Raw genomic sequence first — 16737 nt, 5'->3', positions numbered from 1 at the left:
AATTATTGAGACGTGGAAAGCTCGTATCTTTGAAAAACAAAAATCCGGTAGGAGAAAATTTTAATAACAAAACATGAATACCCTGGAAGAAATAAATATCAAGGGATTTGTAGAGGAAGATATTGATCCAACTCTAGATCTATTTGCAGAAATTGAAAAATTAAAAAAGGAAAAAAATGCTATCATTCTGGCACATTATTACCAAGAGCCTGATATTCAAGATATTGCGGATTACATTGGTGATAGTTTAGGCTTATCACAGGAAGCAGCAAAAACAGATGCAGAAATCATTGTGTTTGCTGGGGTGCACTTTATGGCAGAAACTGCGAAGATTTTATCGCCCAGCAAAAAGGTTCTTCTACCGGATGTAAAAGCTGGTTGTTCATTAGCAGATAGTTGTCCTCCGCATTTGTTTAAAAAATTTAAAGAGAAATATCCTGATCATCTGGTAATTACGTATGTAAATTGTACAGCTGAATTAAAAGCGCTAAGCGATATCGTTTGCACGAGTACCAATGCCGTGCAAATTGTAGAGAGTTTACCAAAAGATCAGAAAATTATTTTTGGTCCGGACAGAAATTTAGGTGCTTATGTGGCCAAGAAGACAGGTAGAGATTTAGTTCTTTGGAATGGTGCGTGTATGGTACATGAAATTTTTTCGCAAGAGAAAATTACAAAATTGAAAGAACGTCATCCAAATGCGAAATTTATTGCACATCCGGAATGTGAAGATTCGATTTTGAAGATGGCTGATTACATAGGTTCTACAACTGGTTTGTTAAAGTATACCATCAACAATCCTGCAACGGAATTTATTGTGGCAACAGAAAGTGGAATTATCCACCAAATGGAAAAGGAAAACCCAACAAAAACGTTTATTCCAGCTCCTCCAAATAATAGCTGTGCCTGTAACGATTGTCCGTATATGAAAAGAAATACACTAGAAAAGTTGTATTTATGTATGAAAAATGAATCACCAGAAGTTACTGTTCCTGAGCATATTATAGAAGAGGCTCGTAAACCGATTCAACGTATGTTGGACATTTCTGCCGAATTGGGTTTATAAAATTTGACTTTGATGAAAGGTAGGCTACAATAGACTTATTGGTTGAAATTAGAAAAATAAATGAAAAACAACATCCTTAAAAATTATGCTGGATTACTATGGCTTTTGACCGGTATTGTGGTTGGAAGTGTAATAGGATTAGTTTTTGGAAAGAAAGTAGAAAATATAAAACCACTGGGTGATATATTTTTGAATTTGTTGTTTACAGCGGTTATTCCGTTGGTATTTTTTGCTGTTTCATCTTCCATTGCGAACATCGATCGATCAAAGAAATTAGGAAAATTGCTGACCGTAATGGTTTTAGTCTTCCTGAGTACCGTTTTGATTTCGGCTTTTTTTACCATTGTTGCTACCTGGATTTTTCCTATACAACAAACTTTAACGGAAGGCAATTTAGCTGCAGAAAGTACAAAGCTTCAATCATTTGGTGAGCAAATGACACAGCTTTTAACCGTTAATGAATTTTTTGAAATTGGAAGTAGAAAAAATATGCTGGCGCTGATAATTTTTTCAGTAATGCTTGGTTTTTCTACTCTGTTTGCAGCTGAAGCAGGAAACGATTTTAGAAAATTTTTGGTTTCTGGAAATGAAGTGATGAAGAAATTTATCATTTTGATTATGAAATTAGCGCCAATTGGCTTGGGTGCTTATTTTGCTTATCAAGTGGGTGTATTTGGACCTCAGTTGTTTGGTACTTATGCAAAAGCATTAGGCGTTTATTACAGTTTTGGATTGTTTTATTTTATTGTTTTCTTTTCATTATATGCCTTTATAGCAGGAGGTTATAAAGCGATTCAATTATTTTGGAAAAATAACATCATTCCTTCTTTCACTTCATTAGGTACCTGTAGCAGTATCGCAACCATTCCGGCAAATTTAGAGGCAAGTGGCAAAATGCAAGTACCCGCATATATTTCAAATGTTGTTGTACCTTTGGGGGCTACGTTGCATAAGGATGGATCGAGCATCAGCTCCATTATTAAGATTGCAGTGGTTTTTGCCATTTTTGGAAAGGATTTACTTCATGTAGATGCCGTATTAATTGCCTTAGGAATTACCGTTTTGGTAAGTATAGTTGAGGGAGGCATACCAAATGGGGGGTATATTGGAGAATTATTAATGATTTCTGCCTATCAATTGCCTCCTGAAGCGCTTCCACCTGCCATGATAATTGGCACCTTAGTAGACCCCATGGCCACACTTTTGAATGCGACCGGTGATAACGTAGCTAGTATGCTGATTGCTAGATTTGTTGAAGGTAAAAATTGGCTACAAAATATACATAGTTAAAAAAATTGGGCTAACGCCCAAGATAGTTAAGAGCTTAAAAATATGTTTGAAAACAGTGAACGAACCAATATAAATGAATTAGGCGAATTTGGTCTAATAAAACATTTGACCACTAATTTTAAAATTAAGAATGAAAATTCTATAAAGGGTATTGGCGACGATGCAGCAGTATTGGATGCAAAAGGAAAGCAAACGCTCATTTCTACTGATTTATTATTAGAAGGAATCCATTTTGATTTGGCCTATGTGCCGCTAAAACACCTTGGCTATAAAGCTGTTCAGGTTAATTTGAGCGATATTTATGCCATGAATGGTCAAGCCAGTCAGATAACGGTTTCAATAGGTGTTTCTAGTAAATTTCCCTTAGAGGCTGTAGAAGAAATTTATAGCGGAATTGAACTTGCTTGTAATAAATACAACATTGATTTAATTGGTGGGGATACCTCTTCAAGCAAACAAGGTTTGGTGATTAGTATCACCAGTATTGGTTATGCAGATGCAGATAAGGTAACTTATAGAAATGGTGCAAAAGAACACGATTTATTGTGTGTATCAGGTGATTTGGGTGGAGCTTACGTAGGTCTGCAAATATTAGAAAGAGAAAAGCAAATCTTTCTAGAAAATCCGCAAATTCAACCGGACTTAGAAGGAAAAGATTATATTATCGAGCGCCAATTGAAGCCAGAAGCAAGGATGGATATTGTGGCTCTTTTAGAAGAAATGCAAATAAAACCAACAGCAATGATCGACGTTTCGGATGGTTTAGCTTCTGAAATTTTGCATCTTGCAGAACAATCTGATAAAGGAATAACCATTTACGAAGAAAAAATTCCGTTAGATCCAATGACCTATGAAACAGCGCGTGAATTAGGTTTAGATCCAACCGTTTGTGCACTAAGTGGTGGCGAAGATTATGAATTATTATTTACGATAAGTCAAGAGGATTATAAAAAGCTGAAAAACGATGTAGATATTACCGTTATTGGTCACGTAACGGATAAAAATTCGGGATGTAAAATGGTTTCTAAATCAAATAATGTGCATGAATTAAAAGCACAAGGTTGGAATGCATTTAAGAAATAAAATGGATAAAGCTCATAGGTTTTTAAAGCCTATGAGCTTTGTATATCTTCATCCAAATATTTCACATCTATTTGTTTGGTTGTTTTAGCTCCAAGCCTTTTAATTTTTTCGGAAGTATTGGTCAAATTGCCAGCACCCGATGAAAGTTTATTCAGTGCTTTATCGTAGGCATCCTGACCTTGTTTCATGTATCGGCCAATATTTTCCATATCTGCAATAAAGCCAACAAATTTATCGTACATACTTCCACTTAAACGCGCTATTTCAAGTACATTTCTATTTTGACGTTCTTGTTTCCACATGCTCGCAATTGTGCGCAAGGTGGCCAATAAAGTAGAAGGACTTACGATTACAATTTTTTTAGACCAGGCAAAATTAAACAATTCTGCATCTTTTTGTACCGCAACGCTAAATGACGATTCTATCGGGATAAACAACAAAACAAAGTCGGGAGAATTCACTTGATATAAATCCTGATAATTTTTTGCAGATAATTCTTGTACATGATTTTTTATAGAGTTTATATGTTGTTTTAAATATCCCTCTCGGTCCTCATCACCTTCAGCTGATACGGAACGCTCATAAGCAACTAGACTCACTTTAGCGTCAATTATAAGATGTTTGTTGTCTGGTAAATCTATAATTACATCTGGTTGATAGCGACCGCCTTCGGCGGATTCTAATGAAGCCTGAATTCGGTACTCTTGATCGCGTACTAAACCGGAGCGTTCTAGTACTTTTTCCAAAATAATTTCGCCCCAATTACCTTGCTTTTTACTATCCCCTTTTAAGGCTTTCGTTAAATTTTGGGCATCTTCTTGAATCTGCTTGCTTTGGTCCATGAGCGAAGTAACTAGGCCCTTCAACATATTGCGCTCGTCCGATTCGGCTTTGTAAACCTTCTCTACCTTTTCTTCAAACGTTTTAATGTTTTCTTTAAGAGGACTTAAAATAATATCTAAATTGCTTTTATTCTGTTCAATAAATTTTGTCGATTTTTCTTCTAAAATTTTATTGGCAATCAATTCAAAGTCCTTATTTAGTTGCTCTTGCGTTTGTAACATCGTTACTTTTTGTTCTGCAAGCTTTTCTTTTTCAGCTGTATAAAAAGATTTTGTTTGTTCAATTTCTCTATTGGCATCGGCTAAAGCATCCCGTACGGATAATAATTCCTCTCTTAGCTTTTCTTTTTCATTTAAAAGACCATTAGCACGCTCTTCCATTTTCGCTAAGTTAATTTTTAGCAATTCATTCTCTTGCTTGGTTCTTTCAAAATCATCGGTATTAATACCGCTTTTTTGATTCTTTTTTATAAAGAAAAAAAGCACCAATACCAACACCACAAAACTGGAAAAAATTAGTAAAAGAAAGGTTTCTATAAATGACATAATGATAAAAATTTTAGTAAAAATCATTAATTAAAATATAATTACCAAAAATATACGCATAATTTATTTATGTATAATTTTTCAAAATACTGCTTAAAAATCTCTATTATTGGATATTATTAAGTAAAAATGAAGGCTTTAACAATTCTTATTTCTTGTTCAGATCAAGTAGGTTTAGTAACCAGTATTACCCGAATATTGGCAGGTCAGCAACTCAACATTGTTGCTATGCGCGAGTTTGTGGATGAGGAAAATAAAGCATTTTTTACACGAATTGCTTGTACAGGGCGCGAAACCGATGTAAAAAAACTAAAAGAAGAGTTATTAAATAATTTGCCAGTGAATGCCCAGGTACGCTTAATTACAGAGAGCGAAAAAAAGATTGCGGTTTTGGTTACGAAAGAATACCATTGTTTAGCCGAAATTTTAAATAAAAACTATTTTAAAACGCTTGGAGCCAATGTGCAATGTGTAATTGGTAATTACAATGAGTTAAGCCATTTTACAGAAAAATTGGGAATCCCCTACTTTTATGTTTCGCATGAGGGAAAAGATAAAGCCCAATTTGAGCAAGAAATACAAGATATTATTGCCGGATATGAGGTTGATTACCTAGTATTGGCCAAATTCATGCGTATTCTTTCTCCCGATTTTGTAAAAGCATTTGCCGGAAAAATCGTAAACATTCATCATTCATTTTTGCCAGCGTTTATTGGCGCCAGTCCGTATAAACAAGCGTTTGAAAGAGGTGTAAAAATTATTGGAGCCACAGCGCATTTTGTAACCGATCATTTAGATGAGGGACCAATTATCACCCAACATACCACGCACGTAGATCATACCTTTGGAGTAAAAGAAATGGTCCGCGCGGGAAAGGAAAACGAGAGAAAAGTATTGTTAGAAGCACTGGAACTTATTTTTGAAGACCGCGTATTTGTGATAGGAAATAAAACGGTTGTTTTTAAATAAAGCAAAAGACTGTTAAGCATCAGGTTTGTACAGTATTTAACCTTTGTGAATCTATAACTCTTTCCTGAAGAACAACGACATGAATGCTTTTATTTTTCGAATAAATGAATCTCAGGAACCATCCTTATTGGGCAGTAGTGTACCGAAATGTTCAATTTTACCTACACCAGTGTACTTAAAATACAATCAGTTCTTTTAAAAGACTTTAACCTTCAGGCGCTTGGTAATCAGCTGCGTCACGGCTTAGTAAATATATAAACAAGGGTGCGAACTTCCATTCACATTCTCTTGTTCGACAACCAATACAGTAAGCCTATATTTTCGCACTTGATGCGCTCTGCGAGGCCTCCAATTGATGAAAAACCATTTTTCTTGCTGAAGAAACCACTAGATAAAAACCTTATTTCGCAAGCGTAATACTTCATTTGGGTTATTTTTTTATTTGTATAGCAGCGGTTAAGCAAAACATTTCAGGTTCATAAACATGTACATCCATTTGGGAAAAAAGATGTTTTCTTCCCAATATCAACTATTTAAGGTCATGTTTATATGTGCTATAAGTTGAACTTGAAAAATAAAGGAACGCTTTTTGATAAATCGAGTGTATATAACAAATTGGAGAATGGGAGTTTATTTAATTTTAATCATTCCGGTATTGTTGGTGAGCATGTTTGTGCAATGGCGATTTAAAGTTAAATTTTCTAAGTACGCGGAAATGCATTTAAGCTCAAGCTTATCGGGCAAAGAGGTGGCAGAAAGAATGCTACATGATTACGGAATATACGATGTGAAGGTAATGACTACAGAAGGACAGTTAACGGACCATTATAACCCGTCAGATAGAACAGTTAATTTAAGTACCGATGTGTACTACAGCCGCAGTGTGGCAGCAGCGGCAGTTGCCGCTCACGAGTGTGGGCATGCTGTGCAACACGCTAAATCGTACGCATGGTTAAATTTAAGAACCAATATGGTTCCCATTGTAAGCATCACTTCAAATTTATTGCAATGGGTGCTGTTAATTGGGGTTATGTTAATGGTTTTTGCCATTACGCCTGTGGTTTTAGCTATTGGTGTAATTGGACTTACCATCGTTACAATTTTTAGTATAATCACCCTACCAACCGAGTTCGATGCCAGTAATAGAGCTTTGTTATGGTTAAAAAATAATCAAGAGGTTATGCAAACGAGCGAAGAAGCATTACAGGCAAAAGATGCCCTTTGGTGGGCAGCAATGACCTATGTAGTGGCCGCCGTAGGTGCATTAACTAATTTACTTTACTATGCTTCGTTCCTTTTTGGACGCAATAGGGATTAATCGTACTACATTTACTTATGAAAAGCAACGAGCGGTTTTGATTCAAATCAAGCCGCTTTTGTTTTTTAAGTAGTAGCTAAAAATGTTCTGCTGAAGAAGCTCATTTTGAAAACGATTGCCTCATGCTTTTGGCAGGCGAAAGTCCCGTTATCCGCTTTATACCGAAAAAATCGGTATGCTCGCTTCTACCGGGTTTATGGAGGTACAGACACTGCAAAACACCCCATTTCCGACCAAACGGTTTAAAAGAAACGCTGCTATTCGCAATAACATTCAACTTTAAGCGGGATTGACGCGGCATCCTTTTTGGTTTTTTGCCAAAAAGATAGAGCAAAAAGCCCGGCTAAAGTAAATAGTAGTAGCTCAGAACCCTTTATAGAAAAGAAAAATTAGTTTAATCGGTAAGGAGCAATTAATTGAAATTCAGGAATATCTACTTCAAATCCTTCGTCATCAACCAATCGTTTCATTACATATTTACCTTGCATGGTACCGATGTCGGTTTTTAGGTTACAGCCCGAAACATATACATGGCTTTGGCCAGGTTTAATTACGGGTTGAAGCCCCACAACGCCCTCTCCTTCTACTTCTCTGCGGCTGCTATTCGAATCGAAAATAAACCATTTGCGGCGAAGTAATTGAACAGCATAATCAGAAAGGTTTGAAATTTCAACACGATAAGCAAACATATAATGTTCTTCTGCCGGGTTTGAATATTCTGGTTGGTAAACGGTTTCTACCGAAACTTTTACCCCGTCTGTAATTGCTGTAACCATTTTTGTTTGATAAAAATTTAGTGCTTCAAAAATCAAGCCATTACATCTGAGGGGACATAATTGGCATATTTGTAAGCAATTTCGTCTAAAATACTGTAAATGTTTTGAATATCCGGTTCAGAAACTAACCGCATGCGGAAGGGTTTAAAATCCGGAATTCCTTTAAAATAATTTGCATAGTGTCGGCGCATTTCGAAGATGCCCGTTTTTGGCCCTTTCCATTGGATTGATTTATCCAAATGTGTGCGACAAACCTGAATACGTTCGTCAATAGTTGGGCCAGCTAAAATTTCTCCCGTTTTAAAGAAATGTTTCACTTCTCTAAAAATCCAAGGGTACCCAATGGCAGCTCGGCCAATCATAATGCCGTCTACTTCGTACTCCATGCGCCAGTTAGCTGCTTTTTGAGGACTGTCAACGTCGCCGTTACCAAATATTGGAATTTTAATACGCGGATTGCGTTTAATTTCGCGAATTAAGCTCCAATCTGCTGAACCTTTATACAATTGCGCACGGGTGCGGCCATGAATGGTTAAAGCTTGAATACCAACGTCTTGTAAGCGTTCTGCCACTTCGTACACGTTTTTTGTGGTATCATCCCAACCGAGACGCGTTTTAACCGTTACCGGTAAGTGCGACGCTTTTACAACTGCCTCAGTCATTTTGACCATTTTGTCAATGTCTTGAAGCAAACTAGAGCCAGCGCCTTTACAAACCACATTTTTTACCGGGCAACCGTAGTTAATATCAACCAAATCGGGGCCTGCGGCCGAAGCAATTGCCGAAGCTTCGCGCATGTGTTCAATATCGCCACCAAAAATTTGGATGCCAATTGGGCGCTCATACTCAAAAATATCAAGTTTTTGAATGCTTTTTGCGGCATCGCGAATTAATCCTTCTGATGAAATAAATTCAGTATACATCATGTCTGCACCGTTTTGTTTGCACACAAAACGAAAAGGCGGATCGCTTACATCCTCCATTGGAGCCAACAATAATGGGAACTCTCCTAAATCTATATTTCCTATCTTTACAGACATTTTCTATCTTAATCAATTAATAAAAACATACAAAGGTACAAATAATGAATTTTGTTACACCTAACGAAAAGGAAATAGACCCCTTCTTACAGTTACTTTTACTTTTAGTTTACGCAACAGTGGGGGCAATGGCTTTTACGCTCATTGCTTTGTTAATCAGTGGGTTGAATTTTTCTGACGATTTTTCATTGTTAATGAGTAACCAACCTAAATATACCAGCACGCTTAAATTAGTGCAGATATTCTCGGCGATTGGAACGTTTGTGTTGCCGCCTTTAGCTTTGGCGTTAACCAATCGCATATGCATTTCAAAGTTCTATTCCTTTGCAAAACCAGATTCAAAAGGCATTTTGTTGGTGATTTTAATTATGGCATTGAGTACCCCTTTTATGGAAGCGCTGGCCATTTTAAATCAAAAGATGGTTCTGCCTGAGTTTCTAAAAGGAATTGAAGCATGGATGAAGGCAAAAGAAGAGGAAGCGGCTAAGATGACTATTCAGTTGATAACCGTCCGGAGCAATCTTGATTTTTTGGTGAACCTTTTAATGATTGCCATTATTCCTGCTATTGGCGAGGAATTGATGTTTCGTGGCGGCGTACAACGAAGTCTGAACACTATTTTTAAAAACCAGCACGTGGCTATTTGGCTTACAGCCATGCTGTTTAGTGCGATTCACCTCCAGTTTTATGGCTTTATTCCTAGAATGTTATTGGGCGCAGGGTTTGGCTATTTGTATTTTTATGGTGGAAGTATTTGGTATGCCATCCTAGCACATTTTTTAAACAACGCTTTTGCGGTTTGCCAAGTGTTCTATATGCAAAAAAAGAATATTCCTTTGGAAAATGCGGATCAATCCCTCGCTTTTCCGTATTACATTTGCATAATTAGTGCGATAATTACTTTAGCTTTGTTTAAATATTTTAAAGACAACGTAAATCGTGAACGAAAATTGGATTAAGGTATACACCACTAGCAACGCTTTTGCTGCCGAAGTATTAAAACAAGGCTTAACAGAAGCCGGCATTCCGGCGGTAACATTAAACAAACAAATAGCAGCATATTACCTTGGAGAGATAAATGTTTTGGTAAACAAAACCGATTTTGACAAGGCTATAGAGTATATCGTTGCTAACGATATTGAATAGCTTTTATCCATAAAACCCCCTTAATATTTAATGAAAACCCGCGCTATTACTGCATTCTTCTTTACAATCGTAATGTTATGTTCTATTTTTTTAGGAAGCTATGCATTTACGTGTTTTTATTTGGTTCTCAGTATATTATCCTTGTTTGAGTTTTTCAAGCTGATTAAGAATTCAGGTATTCGTCCACATCGAAACATCGGTTTAATAGCGAGCGCATTAATTTTTTTGATGACAGCCGGTATTCATTATTTAAAATACGATGTTAAATATCTGTTGCTGTGTATTCCCTTAGTTTTTTCGGTATTTGTGACCGAGTTGTATAAAAAAAGCAAAATTCCTTTTGCCAATATTTCCTACACTTTTGTGGGCTTTGTGTATGTAACCATCCCGTTTTGCTTTTTTCATGCATTGGGATTTTTAGAAGATTGGAATGTGTACAACCTCCATTTTCCGTTCGCGTTTTTATTGATGCTTTGGGGAAACGATACAGGAGCCTATTTATTTGGAATGAAGTTCGGCAAGCGTAAATTATTTGAACGTCATTCGCCTAAAAAAAGTTGGGAAGGTTTTTTTGGAGGTGTTTTAACAAGCGTATTGGTTGCAGTTGTTTTAGCACATTTCTATACCGAACAGCAAGAATGGGTTTGGATTGGAATGGCTATTTTAATTTCTTGTTTTGGTACCATAGGCGATTTGGTAGAATCTATGTTGAAACGCAGTTTGGATACCAAAGATAGCGGAGGATTGCTACCCGGGCACGGCGGATTATTGGATCGATTTGACGGACTTTTATTAGCAGCACCCGTTGTGTATGCTTATTTGTATCTGATTTTTTATTAATCGCCTCGCATGGGTGGTTTTAACTTGTTTTTTTTGAATTGGAAATCAGCATAGACAAAGCAACGGGATAGAACAGGATGCAAAACTCAAAGGGATGGCGCATATTTAGTCTTTCTAATCAAAATATCTGGTTGTTAAACCTGTTTTTAAATTCCTAATGAAATCAATTACCTATTTCAGCTTCGTGCTATTTTGCACCATTCATTTTGGCGTTCAAGCACAATCGCTAAAGATTAAGAATGATATTTTTTGGGATACAGCAGACCAGCGCGCAATTTACAGCCAAGGCGGCGGAATTTTCAAGTTTATTGATCCGCAAAGTAAACAACAAAAATACTATTGGTATGGTGTTCAGTATGCCGAGGCCAGTCTCTATCGCCAAAATCCAACCATAAAGTATGATAATGCCACATTTGAATCGGTATACTGTTATAGTTCATTGGATTTGGTGAATTGGACGTCAGAAAGAAGTGTGCTCACGAAAGAAGAATTAGCGCACTATGGCGGAAAAACTTGGGTTGGCCGTTTGGGGGTTGCTTACTTAAAAGAGATAAAAAAGTATGCAATGTTTGTCCAACATGGGAATAAAGTTTTGATTACAGTGGCCAATTCGCCGATAGAAGAGTTTAAATGGTATCAAGAAATTGACATGAAACCTTTAATCGGCACATCCAATACAGGCGATCAAACCGTTTTTACGGATGAAGATACAGGAAAGTCTTATTTGATTTATTCTTACGGAAGAGGGCGAAATAAAATTTATGTTTCGGAAATAGGCGTTAGGGAAGGGAAAATCGGACTTTTAGATTGCACACAAGTTTTTAAAGGAGAAAGTCGCGAAGGAAATTGCATGTTCAAGTATCAGGGTAAATATTACATGTGCGCCTCAAATATTTACGGTTGGGATGCATCTTATGCTTATTTTCTCATGGCAGACAATATTCACGGACCGTACAAACCTATTAACAATATGCAGGTAATGGAAGGCTGCGAAAATGATTTTGCACACGTTACCCAAACTGGTTTTTTTGTGTCAGTAAAGGGAACGAAGAAAGAAACGATTCTTTATTGCGGTGATAGATGGGCCGATTTTGCTGGAAATGGCTTAGGGTACAATCAATGGTTGCCGCTTTCCTTTAACGGGAAAAAGCCCTATTTCAATTCTTTAAGCGCTTGGTATCTAAATGAAAAAACAGGAGATTGGTATATTGCAGAAGATAATAATTATGCCATAAACGGAAGTTTTGAAGCTGATAGAAATCGGATTCCGAGTGCCGTTAAGCCTGTTCAGGAGCAACTTACGGGATGGATAACGCAAATTATAGAAGGAAATAAAATAAGCACAAGCGATGTGAATTCCCCTACGCTAAACTACTTTAACTCAGAAAAAGACCGTAAAAGTGTAATTGGAGAAAAGAGCCTGCAGATCAGCGACGACGTAAAATTTAAACGCAAAGTATCGCAACAGATTTCTTCTGTTTCTTCTCTTCCGTTACCCGACGGCAGCTACATCTTATCGGCTAAAATTAAAAATAGCAAAGGATTTACGCTTTTAAAAATGTACGCAACAAGCAATAATTACCTTTCAGAGCAGGTTGTCAATCAAGAAAATGAGAACTGGACAACCATTCAAATTAAAAAAATAGCAGTAAAAGAGGGAAAAATAGAAATAGGAATTATAGCAGAAGGTTTAGCCGGCGCAGTTTGCTTGCTTGATGATGTTTCTTTGCTGAAAGAAAATTAAAAGGTTTATCCTTAAGCAATGGCGCGGATAACGTAATATTCTCTATTTACGTTGTCTCCAGCTTTACTGCGGACTTCTTCCGTATAGGTATTGACGTTTTGAACAGCGAAGCCAGCCTCTTTTAAAAGCATTTTCACCTCATCAACCTCATAAAGCGCAAACGTAAATTGGGTAAAAGGAAGCGATAGCATAAAGGCTTTATCGGCAAAGCAAAGGGAAAAAATGCCTTTTTCTTTTAAAATGTTTCTGATTTCTTGTAGGTATTGAAGGGGATTTTTCCAAAAGTACAAGGTGTTAACGGTCGTGATTTTATCAAATTCTTCATCGGCAAAAGGGAAGGTTTTTCCATCCGAAAGAATAAAACGCGCGTTGCCCGAAGCAATCCATTCAGCATTAATTCTTTTTGCTTCTTCAATCATCGTAGCTGAAATATCAATAGCGGTATATTTCATATTTGACGCAATCTTTAACACTTCTTGAAGATGAGCGGCATTTCCAGGACCAATTTCCAATACAGAATCGTTGTCAGCAATTTCCAAAGCATTAAAAGCATTTTTTGTCATCCCTATATTCGTTTGATGCATAAAATTGGCCGTTATAATCCCGTTTTCTCCTTCCGGACAACTTAACTGTTTGGCCATTTCTTTTAATTGCTCGATTGGTGACTGATTTTCCATTCTGCAATTTACAGATAACAACGGTGTAAAGTTTACATCTTTTCGAGAAAGATTTTCAAAATTTACTGGGTAACCAGCACGGGTTTTTTATTTTCATCGATGGCGACAAAAGTAAAATCGCCACGAACAGCAAGTTCTCTGCCCTCGGCGTACATTTGTTCGATATAAATTTCGACATTAACCTTTAAACTGGTTTTGCCAACGGTAGTTACCTGTCCAATTAATTCCACAATTGATCCCGCTGGGATGGGTTTTTTAAAATCGATGCGATCGCTGCTCACGGTTACCATAATTTGACGGCTGTAGCGCGTTGCGGTTATAAAGGCAACTTCATCCATCATGTGCATCGCTGTTCCACCAAATAAGGTATCGTAGTGGTTGGTTGTATTTGGGAAAACGGCTTTAAAAATGTTTGTTTTAGAGTTTTGGATACGTTCTTCAAGGGTCATAACAGTGATTTAGTAGATGAAAGAGACTTTTTGTTGCCAAATATATGGGAAAAGCTGAAAGAGCTTCTATCGCTCCCTTAAACATGAAAAAATAATTCGGAAGAAATAAGCTTTGAAACAATCCTGCAGAAACCATTTATGTTCTGTAACAAATATAGAGCAGGGTGTTTTGTGCCAATTTTCTCAATTATATTTGATAGAATTAATGCCTAAACTATGCTAAAAAATTACTTTAAGAAAATATCGTTTATTTTATGGTTGCTGAACGGAAGTTTGCTGTTCGCACAGGATGTACCTAGTCCAAAATCTCATTTTGGATTTGCTATTGGCGATAATTATCAACTGGCCAATTACACCCAAACTGAAGCGTATTTTAAGAAAATAGCACAAAATTCTGACCGAGCCAAATTGGTTGATATTGGTAAAACAGAAGAAGGTAGAACACAATACATGATGATTGTTTCTTCGCCCGAGAATTTGAAAAAACTTGATCGATACAAAGAAATTTCGCAGAAATTGGCACATGCCGAACTCAGGAGCGAGGAAGCCCGGGCCTTGGCAAATGAAGGTAAGGCCGTGGTTTGGATTGATGGCGGTTTACATGCAAATGAGGTGGTAGGAACGCATCAATTGATTCAAACCATGTATGAGTTGGTTTCTAGAAAGGATTTGGAGACTATGCGCATTTTAGATCAGGTAATTATTTTGTTTACACATGCAAATCCAGACGGACAGGAGTTGGTTAGCAACTGGTATATGCGCACAAAAGACGAAAAGAAACGCAGTACTCAAAATGTACCGGTTTTATATGAAAAGTATGCTGGGCACGATAATAATCGCGATTTTTTTATGTTGAACCTGAAAGAAACACAAAATATTGGTCGACAGCTTTTTATAGAATGGATTCCGCAAATTATGTACAACCATCACCAAGCGGGGCCGGCAGGAACGGTTGTCGCTGGTCCGCCTTATCGTGATCCTTTTAATTATGTTTTTGACCCCATGGTATTGACTTCTTTAGATGCGGTAGGTGCAGCCATGCATAACCGGATGAATCAAGAAAACAAGCCGGGTTATACGCAACGCGGAGGGTCTGTTTATTCAACGTGGTACAATGGAGGCTTGCGTACAACCACCTATTTTCACAATATGATCGGTTTGTTAACAGAAATTATTGGTAGCCCAACGCCAATGGATATTCCACTGGTACCTACGCGTTTACTGCCATCTGGTGATTCGCCAAATCCTATAACGCCAAGAAAATGGTATTTTAAAAACTCAATTGATTATTCTGTTTCGTTGAATTATGCCGTTTTGGGCTATGCACAGCGCTATCGCGATGAATTGCTTTACAACATGTATCAAATGGGAAAAAATTCCATTGAGAGAGGGAAAAAAGATACATGGTCGTTCTCTCCAAAAAAGATTGAAGCAATTTACACTGCAGCAAAAAAAGACAAAGGAACCGTAAATGCAGGAAACGAATCAGATTTCGGAAACCGAAGCGGACTCAATGTAAAGTATTTAGATACGGTTATGAAAGACCCCGTTAATCGCGACCCCAGAGGATATATTTTATCTGCCGATCAACCCGATTTTAACACCGCAATTAAGTTTTTAAACGCTTTAATTCGCACGGGTGTAGTGGTGCAAAAAGCAACCGCGTCCTTTACGGTGAATGGGAAAAGTTATCCGGCCGGTAGTTATGTTGTAAAAACAGATCAGGCTTTTCGTCCGCATGTTTTAGATATGTTTGAGCCGCAAGATCACCCCAACGATTTTAAATATGAAGGAGGTGCTCCAATTCCACCTTACGATGCTGCAGGTTGGACCTTAGCATACTTAATGAATGTAAAGTTTGATCGTATTTTAAATGATTTTTCAGGCCCTTTCAAGCGAAATCCTTATGGGCAATTACTGAAACCAGAAAATAAACAGGTATCGGGGACAGAATTTGTATTAAGTGCTGCTCAAAATGATTCATATAGTGCGGTAAACGATTTGTTAAAGAATAAGATTCCCGTTTATCGGTCGGCTACAAATGGCGATTTTTATGTTTCTGCAAGCAACACAGTAAAATCAATTTTAGCGCAAGCCAACATTAAATATAAGGGCGCCGATTTACCAAAAGATCGTGTCAACATTAAACCGGCAAGAATTGCCCTATGGGATACCTACGGTGGTTCAATGGCTTCAGGTTGGTTAAGGTGGATTATGGAGCAATATCATTATGCCGCAACAGTAATTTATCCCGGAGAGATAGATGCGGGGAATTTGAAGGAGAAGTATGATGTAATTATTTTTGTTGGAGGGGCAATTCCTGCCCCACAAGCAGGCGCTTTTTCCGGTCGATTTTCAGGGCCAAAACCAGAAGACACTCCGGATGAATACAAAAGCCGTTTAGGTAGAATTTCAAACGAAAAATCAATTCCTCAATTAAAGAAATTTTTGGAAGATGGTGGTAATATTGTAACGATTGGTAGTAGCACAAATTTAGCCTATCAGTTAAATTTGCCAGTTCGTAATGCCATGGTTGAGTTGCAAAATGCTGAGGAAAAAAAACTTCCAAATGAAAAATATTATGTTCCAGGGAGTGTACTCAATGTGCGTGTAAATACCTCCAAACCCGCCATGTGGGGAATGGAAAAAGATGCTGACATTTATTTTGATAACAGTCCGGTATTTAAATTAACAGGCGATGCGATGATTGGTGGTAAAATAGAACCTTTAATGTGGTTTGAAAACGCCTCTCCTTTGCGAAGCGGTTGGGCTTTGGGTCAAAGTTATCTAAGAGATGGGGTAACGGCTTTTCAGGCAAATATCGGGAAAGGAAAATTGTTGGCCTTTGGCCCAGAGGTGGTTTTTAGAGCACAAACACACGGAACTTTTAAGCTGATATTTAATCAGTTATATAAGTAGTTTAAATCCGGAGCGCGGTTAATCACGCTCCG

Annotated in this window: 15 protein-coding genes; 10 read left to right on the top strand and 5 right to left on the bottom strand. The window is 37.3% G+C overall.

Going from position 1 to position 16737, the window contains the following annotated elements:
- The first annotated feature begins 73 nt into the window (after positions 1 to 73).
- The 3 genes from nadA to thiL are packed head-to-tail and all read left to right on the top strand — an operon-like array spanning position 74 to position 3439.
- The gene (nadA, locus tag ACJVDK_RS13660; protein ID WP_443937225.1) at positions 74 to 1066 is read left to right on the top strand and encodes a quinolinate synthase NadA; all 993 of its coding nucleotides are present in this window, start codon (positions 74 to 76) and stop codon (positions 1064 to 1066) included.
- A gap of 60 nt (positions 1067 to 1126) precedes the next feature.
- The gene (locus ACJVDK_RS13655; protein WP_443937224.1) at positions 1127 to 2356 is read left to right on the top strand and encodes a dicarboxylate/amino acid:cation symporter; all 1230 of its coding nucleotides are present in this window, start codon (positions 1127 to 1129) and stop codon (positions 2354 to 2356) included.
- A 42-nt stretch (positions 2357 to 2398) separates the two neighbouring features.
- Complete coding sequence (thiL, locus tag ACJVDK_RS13650; RefSeq protein ID WP_443937223.1) at positions 2399 to 3439, top strand: thiamine-phosphate kinase; 1041 nt, start codon at positions 2399 to 2401, stop codon at positions 3437 to 3439.
- Positions 3440 to 3468: 29 nt separating this feature from the next.
- Here thiL and ACJVDK_RS13645 read toward each other — a convergent pair whose 3' ends face one another.
- Positions 3469 to 4827, bottom strand: a complete 1359-nt coding sequence (locus tag ACJVDK_RS13645; protein WP_443937222.1) for a DNA recombination protein RmuC — start codon at positions 4825 to 4827, stop codon at positions 3469 to 3471.
- A 129-nt stretch (positions 4828 to 4956) separates the two neighbouring features.
- On the opposite strand from ACJVDK_RS13645, the gene purU reads away from it, so the two are divergent.
- Positions 4957 to 5796, top strand: coding sequence for a formyltetrahydrofolate deformylase (gene purU, locus ACJVDK_RS13640; RefSeq protein ID WP_443937221.1), 840 nt, complete (start codon positions 4957 to 4959; stop codon positions 5794 to 5796).
- 622 nt (positions 5797 to 6418) lie between these two features.
- On the top strand, positions 6419 to 7114 hold the full coding sequence (locus tag ACJVDK_RS13635) for a zinc metallopeptidase (protein WP_443937220.1): 696 nt from the start codon (positions 6419 to 6421) through the stop codon (positions 7112 to 7114).
- Between the two features lie 389 nt (positions 7115 to 7503).
- On the opposite strand, the gene apaG is transcribed toward ACJVDK_RS13635, so the two are convergent.
- Together apaG and dusB are read right to left on the bottom strand one after the other, a co-directional pair.
- A complete protein-coding gene (gene apaG / locus ACJVDK_RS13630; protein WP_443937219.1) occupies positions 7504 to 7890 on the bottom strand; it encodes a Co2+/Mg2+ efflux protein ApaG in 387 nt (128 codons plus the stop codon).
- 32 nt (positions 7891 to 7922) lie between these two features.
- Complete coding sequence (gene dusB, locus ACJVDK_RS13625) at positions 7923 to 8930, bottom strand: tRNA dihydrouridine synthase DusB (protein ID WP_443937218.1); 1008 nt, start codon at positions 8928 to 8930, stop codon at positions 7923 to 7925.
- Between the two features lie 44 nt (positions 8931 to 8974).
- Here dusB and ACJVDK_RS13620 point away from each other — a divergent pair, with 44 nt between their 5' ends.
- The 4 genes from ACJVDK_RS13620 (at position 8975) to ACJVDK_RS13605 (ending at position 12660) form a co-directional block, all read left to right on the top strand.
- Positions 8975 to 9889: a lysostaphin resistance A-like protein gene (locus tag ACJVDK_RS13620; RefSeq protein WP_443937217.1), complete on the top strand. Its 915-nt coding sequence runs from the start codon at positions 8975 to 8977 to the stop codon at positions 9887 to 9889.
- Positions 9870 to 10076 (top strand): putative signal transducing protein, encoded by a 207-nt coding sequence (locus ACJVDK_RS13615; RefSeq protein WP_443937216.1) that lies wholly within the window; start codon positions 9870 to 9872, stop codon positions 10074 to 10076. Before ACJVDK_RS13620 ends, ACJVDK_RS13615 begins: the two co-directional genes overlap by 20 nt.
- Before the next feature lie 30 nt (positions 10077 to 10106).
- Positions 10107 to 10916 (top strand): phosphatidate cytidylyltransferase, encoded by an 810-nt coding sequence (locus tag ACJVDK_RS13610; protein WP_443937215.1) that lies wholly within the window; start codon positions 10107 to 10109, stop codon positions 10914 to 10916.
- Between the two features lie 157 nt (positions 10917 to 11073).
- Complete coding sequence (locus ACJVDK_RS13605; protein WP_443937214.1) at positions 11074 to 12660, top strand: family 43 glycosylhydrolase; 1587 nt, start codon at positions 11074 to 11076, stop codon at positions 12658 to 12660.
- 11 nt (positions 12661 to 12671) lie between these two features.
- Here ACJVDK_RS13605 and ACJVDK_RS13600 read toward each other — a convergent pair whose 3' ends face one another.
- Both ACJVDK_RS13600 and ACJVDK_RS13595 read right to left on the bottom strand, forming a co-directional pair.
- Positions 12672 to 13337, bottom strand: a complete 666-nt coding sequence (locus tag ACJVDK_RS13600) for a class I SAM-dependent methyltransferase (RefSeq protein WP_443937213.1) — start codon at positions 13335 to 13337, stop codon at positions 12672 to 12674.
- A gap of 62 nt (positions 13338 to 13399) precedes the next feature.
- Positions 13400 to 13786 carry an acyl-CoA thioesterase gene (locus ACJVDK_RS13595; protein WP_443937212.1) on the bottom strand — a complete coding sequence of 129 codons (387 nt, stop codon included), beginning with the start codon at positions 13784 to 13786 and terminating at the stop codon, positions 13400 to 13402.
- A 216-nt stretch (positions 13787 to 14002) separates the two neighbouring features.
- Between ACJVDK_RS13595 and ACJVDK_RS13590 the strand changes: the two genes are divergently transcribed.
- Complete coding sequence (locus ACJVDK_RS13590; RefSeq protein WP_443937211.1) at positions 14003 to 16705, top strand: M14 family metallopeptidase; 2703 nt, start codon at positions 14003 to 14005, stop codon at positions 16703 to 16705.
- Positions 16706 to 16737: the final 32 nt, after the last annotated feature.

It is taken from the genome of Pedobacter paludisoli (genome assembly GCF_052344095.1).
Classification (GTDB): Bacteria; Bacteroidota; Bacteroidia; order Sphingobacteriales; family Sphingobacteriaceae; genus Pedobacter.
This window is presented reverse-complemented; position numbering and strand designations above follow the sequence as displayed.

Excerpts from the sequence above, each read along its gene's own strand:
- nadA (WP_443937225.1), top strand. The coding sequence starts at position 74 with ATGAATACCCTGGAAGAAATAAATATCAAGGGATTTGTAGAGGAAGAT.
- ACJVDK_RS13655 (WP_443937224.1), top strand. The coding sequence starts at position 1,127 with ATGAAAAACAACATCCTTAAAAATTATGCTGGATTACTATGGCTTTTG.
- thiL (WP_443937223.1), top strand. The coding sequence starts at position 2,399 with ATGTTTGAAAACAGTGAACGAACCAATATAAATGAATTAGGCGAATTT.
- ACJVDK_RS13645 (WP_443937222.1), bottom strand. The coding sequence starts at position 4,827 with ATGTCATTTATAGAAACCTTTCTTTTACTAATTTTTTCCAGTTTTGTG.
- purU (WP_443937221.1), top strand. The coding sequence starts at position 4,957 with ATGAAGGCTTTAACAATTCTTATTTCTTGTTCAGATCAAGTAGGTTTA.
- ACJVDK_RS13635 (WP_443937220.1), top strand. The coding sequence starts at position 6,419 with ATGGGAGTTTATTTAATTTTAATCATTCCGGTATTGTTGGTGAGCATG.
- apaG (WP_443937219.1), bottom strand. The coding sequence starts at position 7,890 with ATGGTTACAGCAATTACAGACGGGGTAAAAGTTTCGGTAGAAACCGTT.
- dusB (WP_443937218.1), bottom strand. The coding sequence starts at position 8,930 with ATGTCTGTAAAGATAGGAAATATAGATTTAGGAGAGTTCCCATTATTG.
- ACJVDK_RS13620 (WP_443937217.1), top strand. The coding sequence starts at position 8,975 with ATGAATTTTGTTACACCTAACGAAAAGGAAATAGACCCCTTCTTACAG.
- ACJVDK_RS13610 (WP_443937215.1), top strand. The coding sequence starts at position 10,107 with ATGAAAACCCGCGCTATTACTGCATTCTTCTTTACAATCGTAATGTTA.
- ACJVDK_RS13605 (WP_443937214.1), top strand. The coding sequence starts at position 11,074 with ATGAAATCAATTACCTATTTCAGCTTCGTGCTATTTTGCACCATTCAT.
- ACJVDK_RS13600 (WP_443937213.1), bottom strand. The coding sequence starts at position 13,337 with ATGGAAAATCAGTCACCAATCGAGCAATTAAAAGAAATGGCCAAACAG.
- ACJVDK_RS13595 (WP_443937212.1), bottom strand. The coding sequence starts at position 13,786 with ATGACCCTTGAAGAACGTATCCAAAACTCTAAAACAAACATTTTTAAA.
- ACJVDK_RS13590 (WP_443937211.1), top strand. The coding sequence starts at position 14,003 with ATGCTAAAAAATTACTTTAAGAAAATATCGTTTATTTTATGGTTGCTG.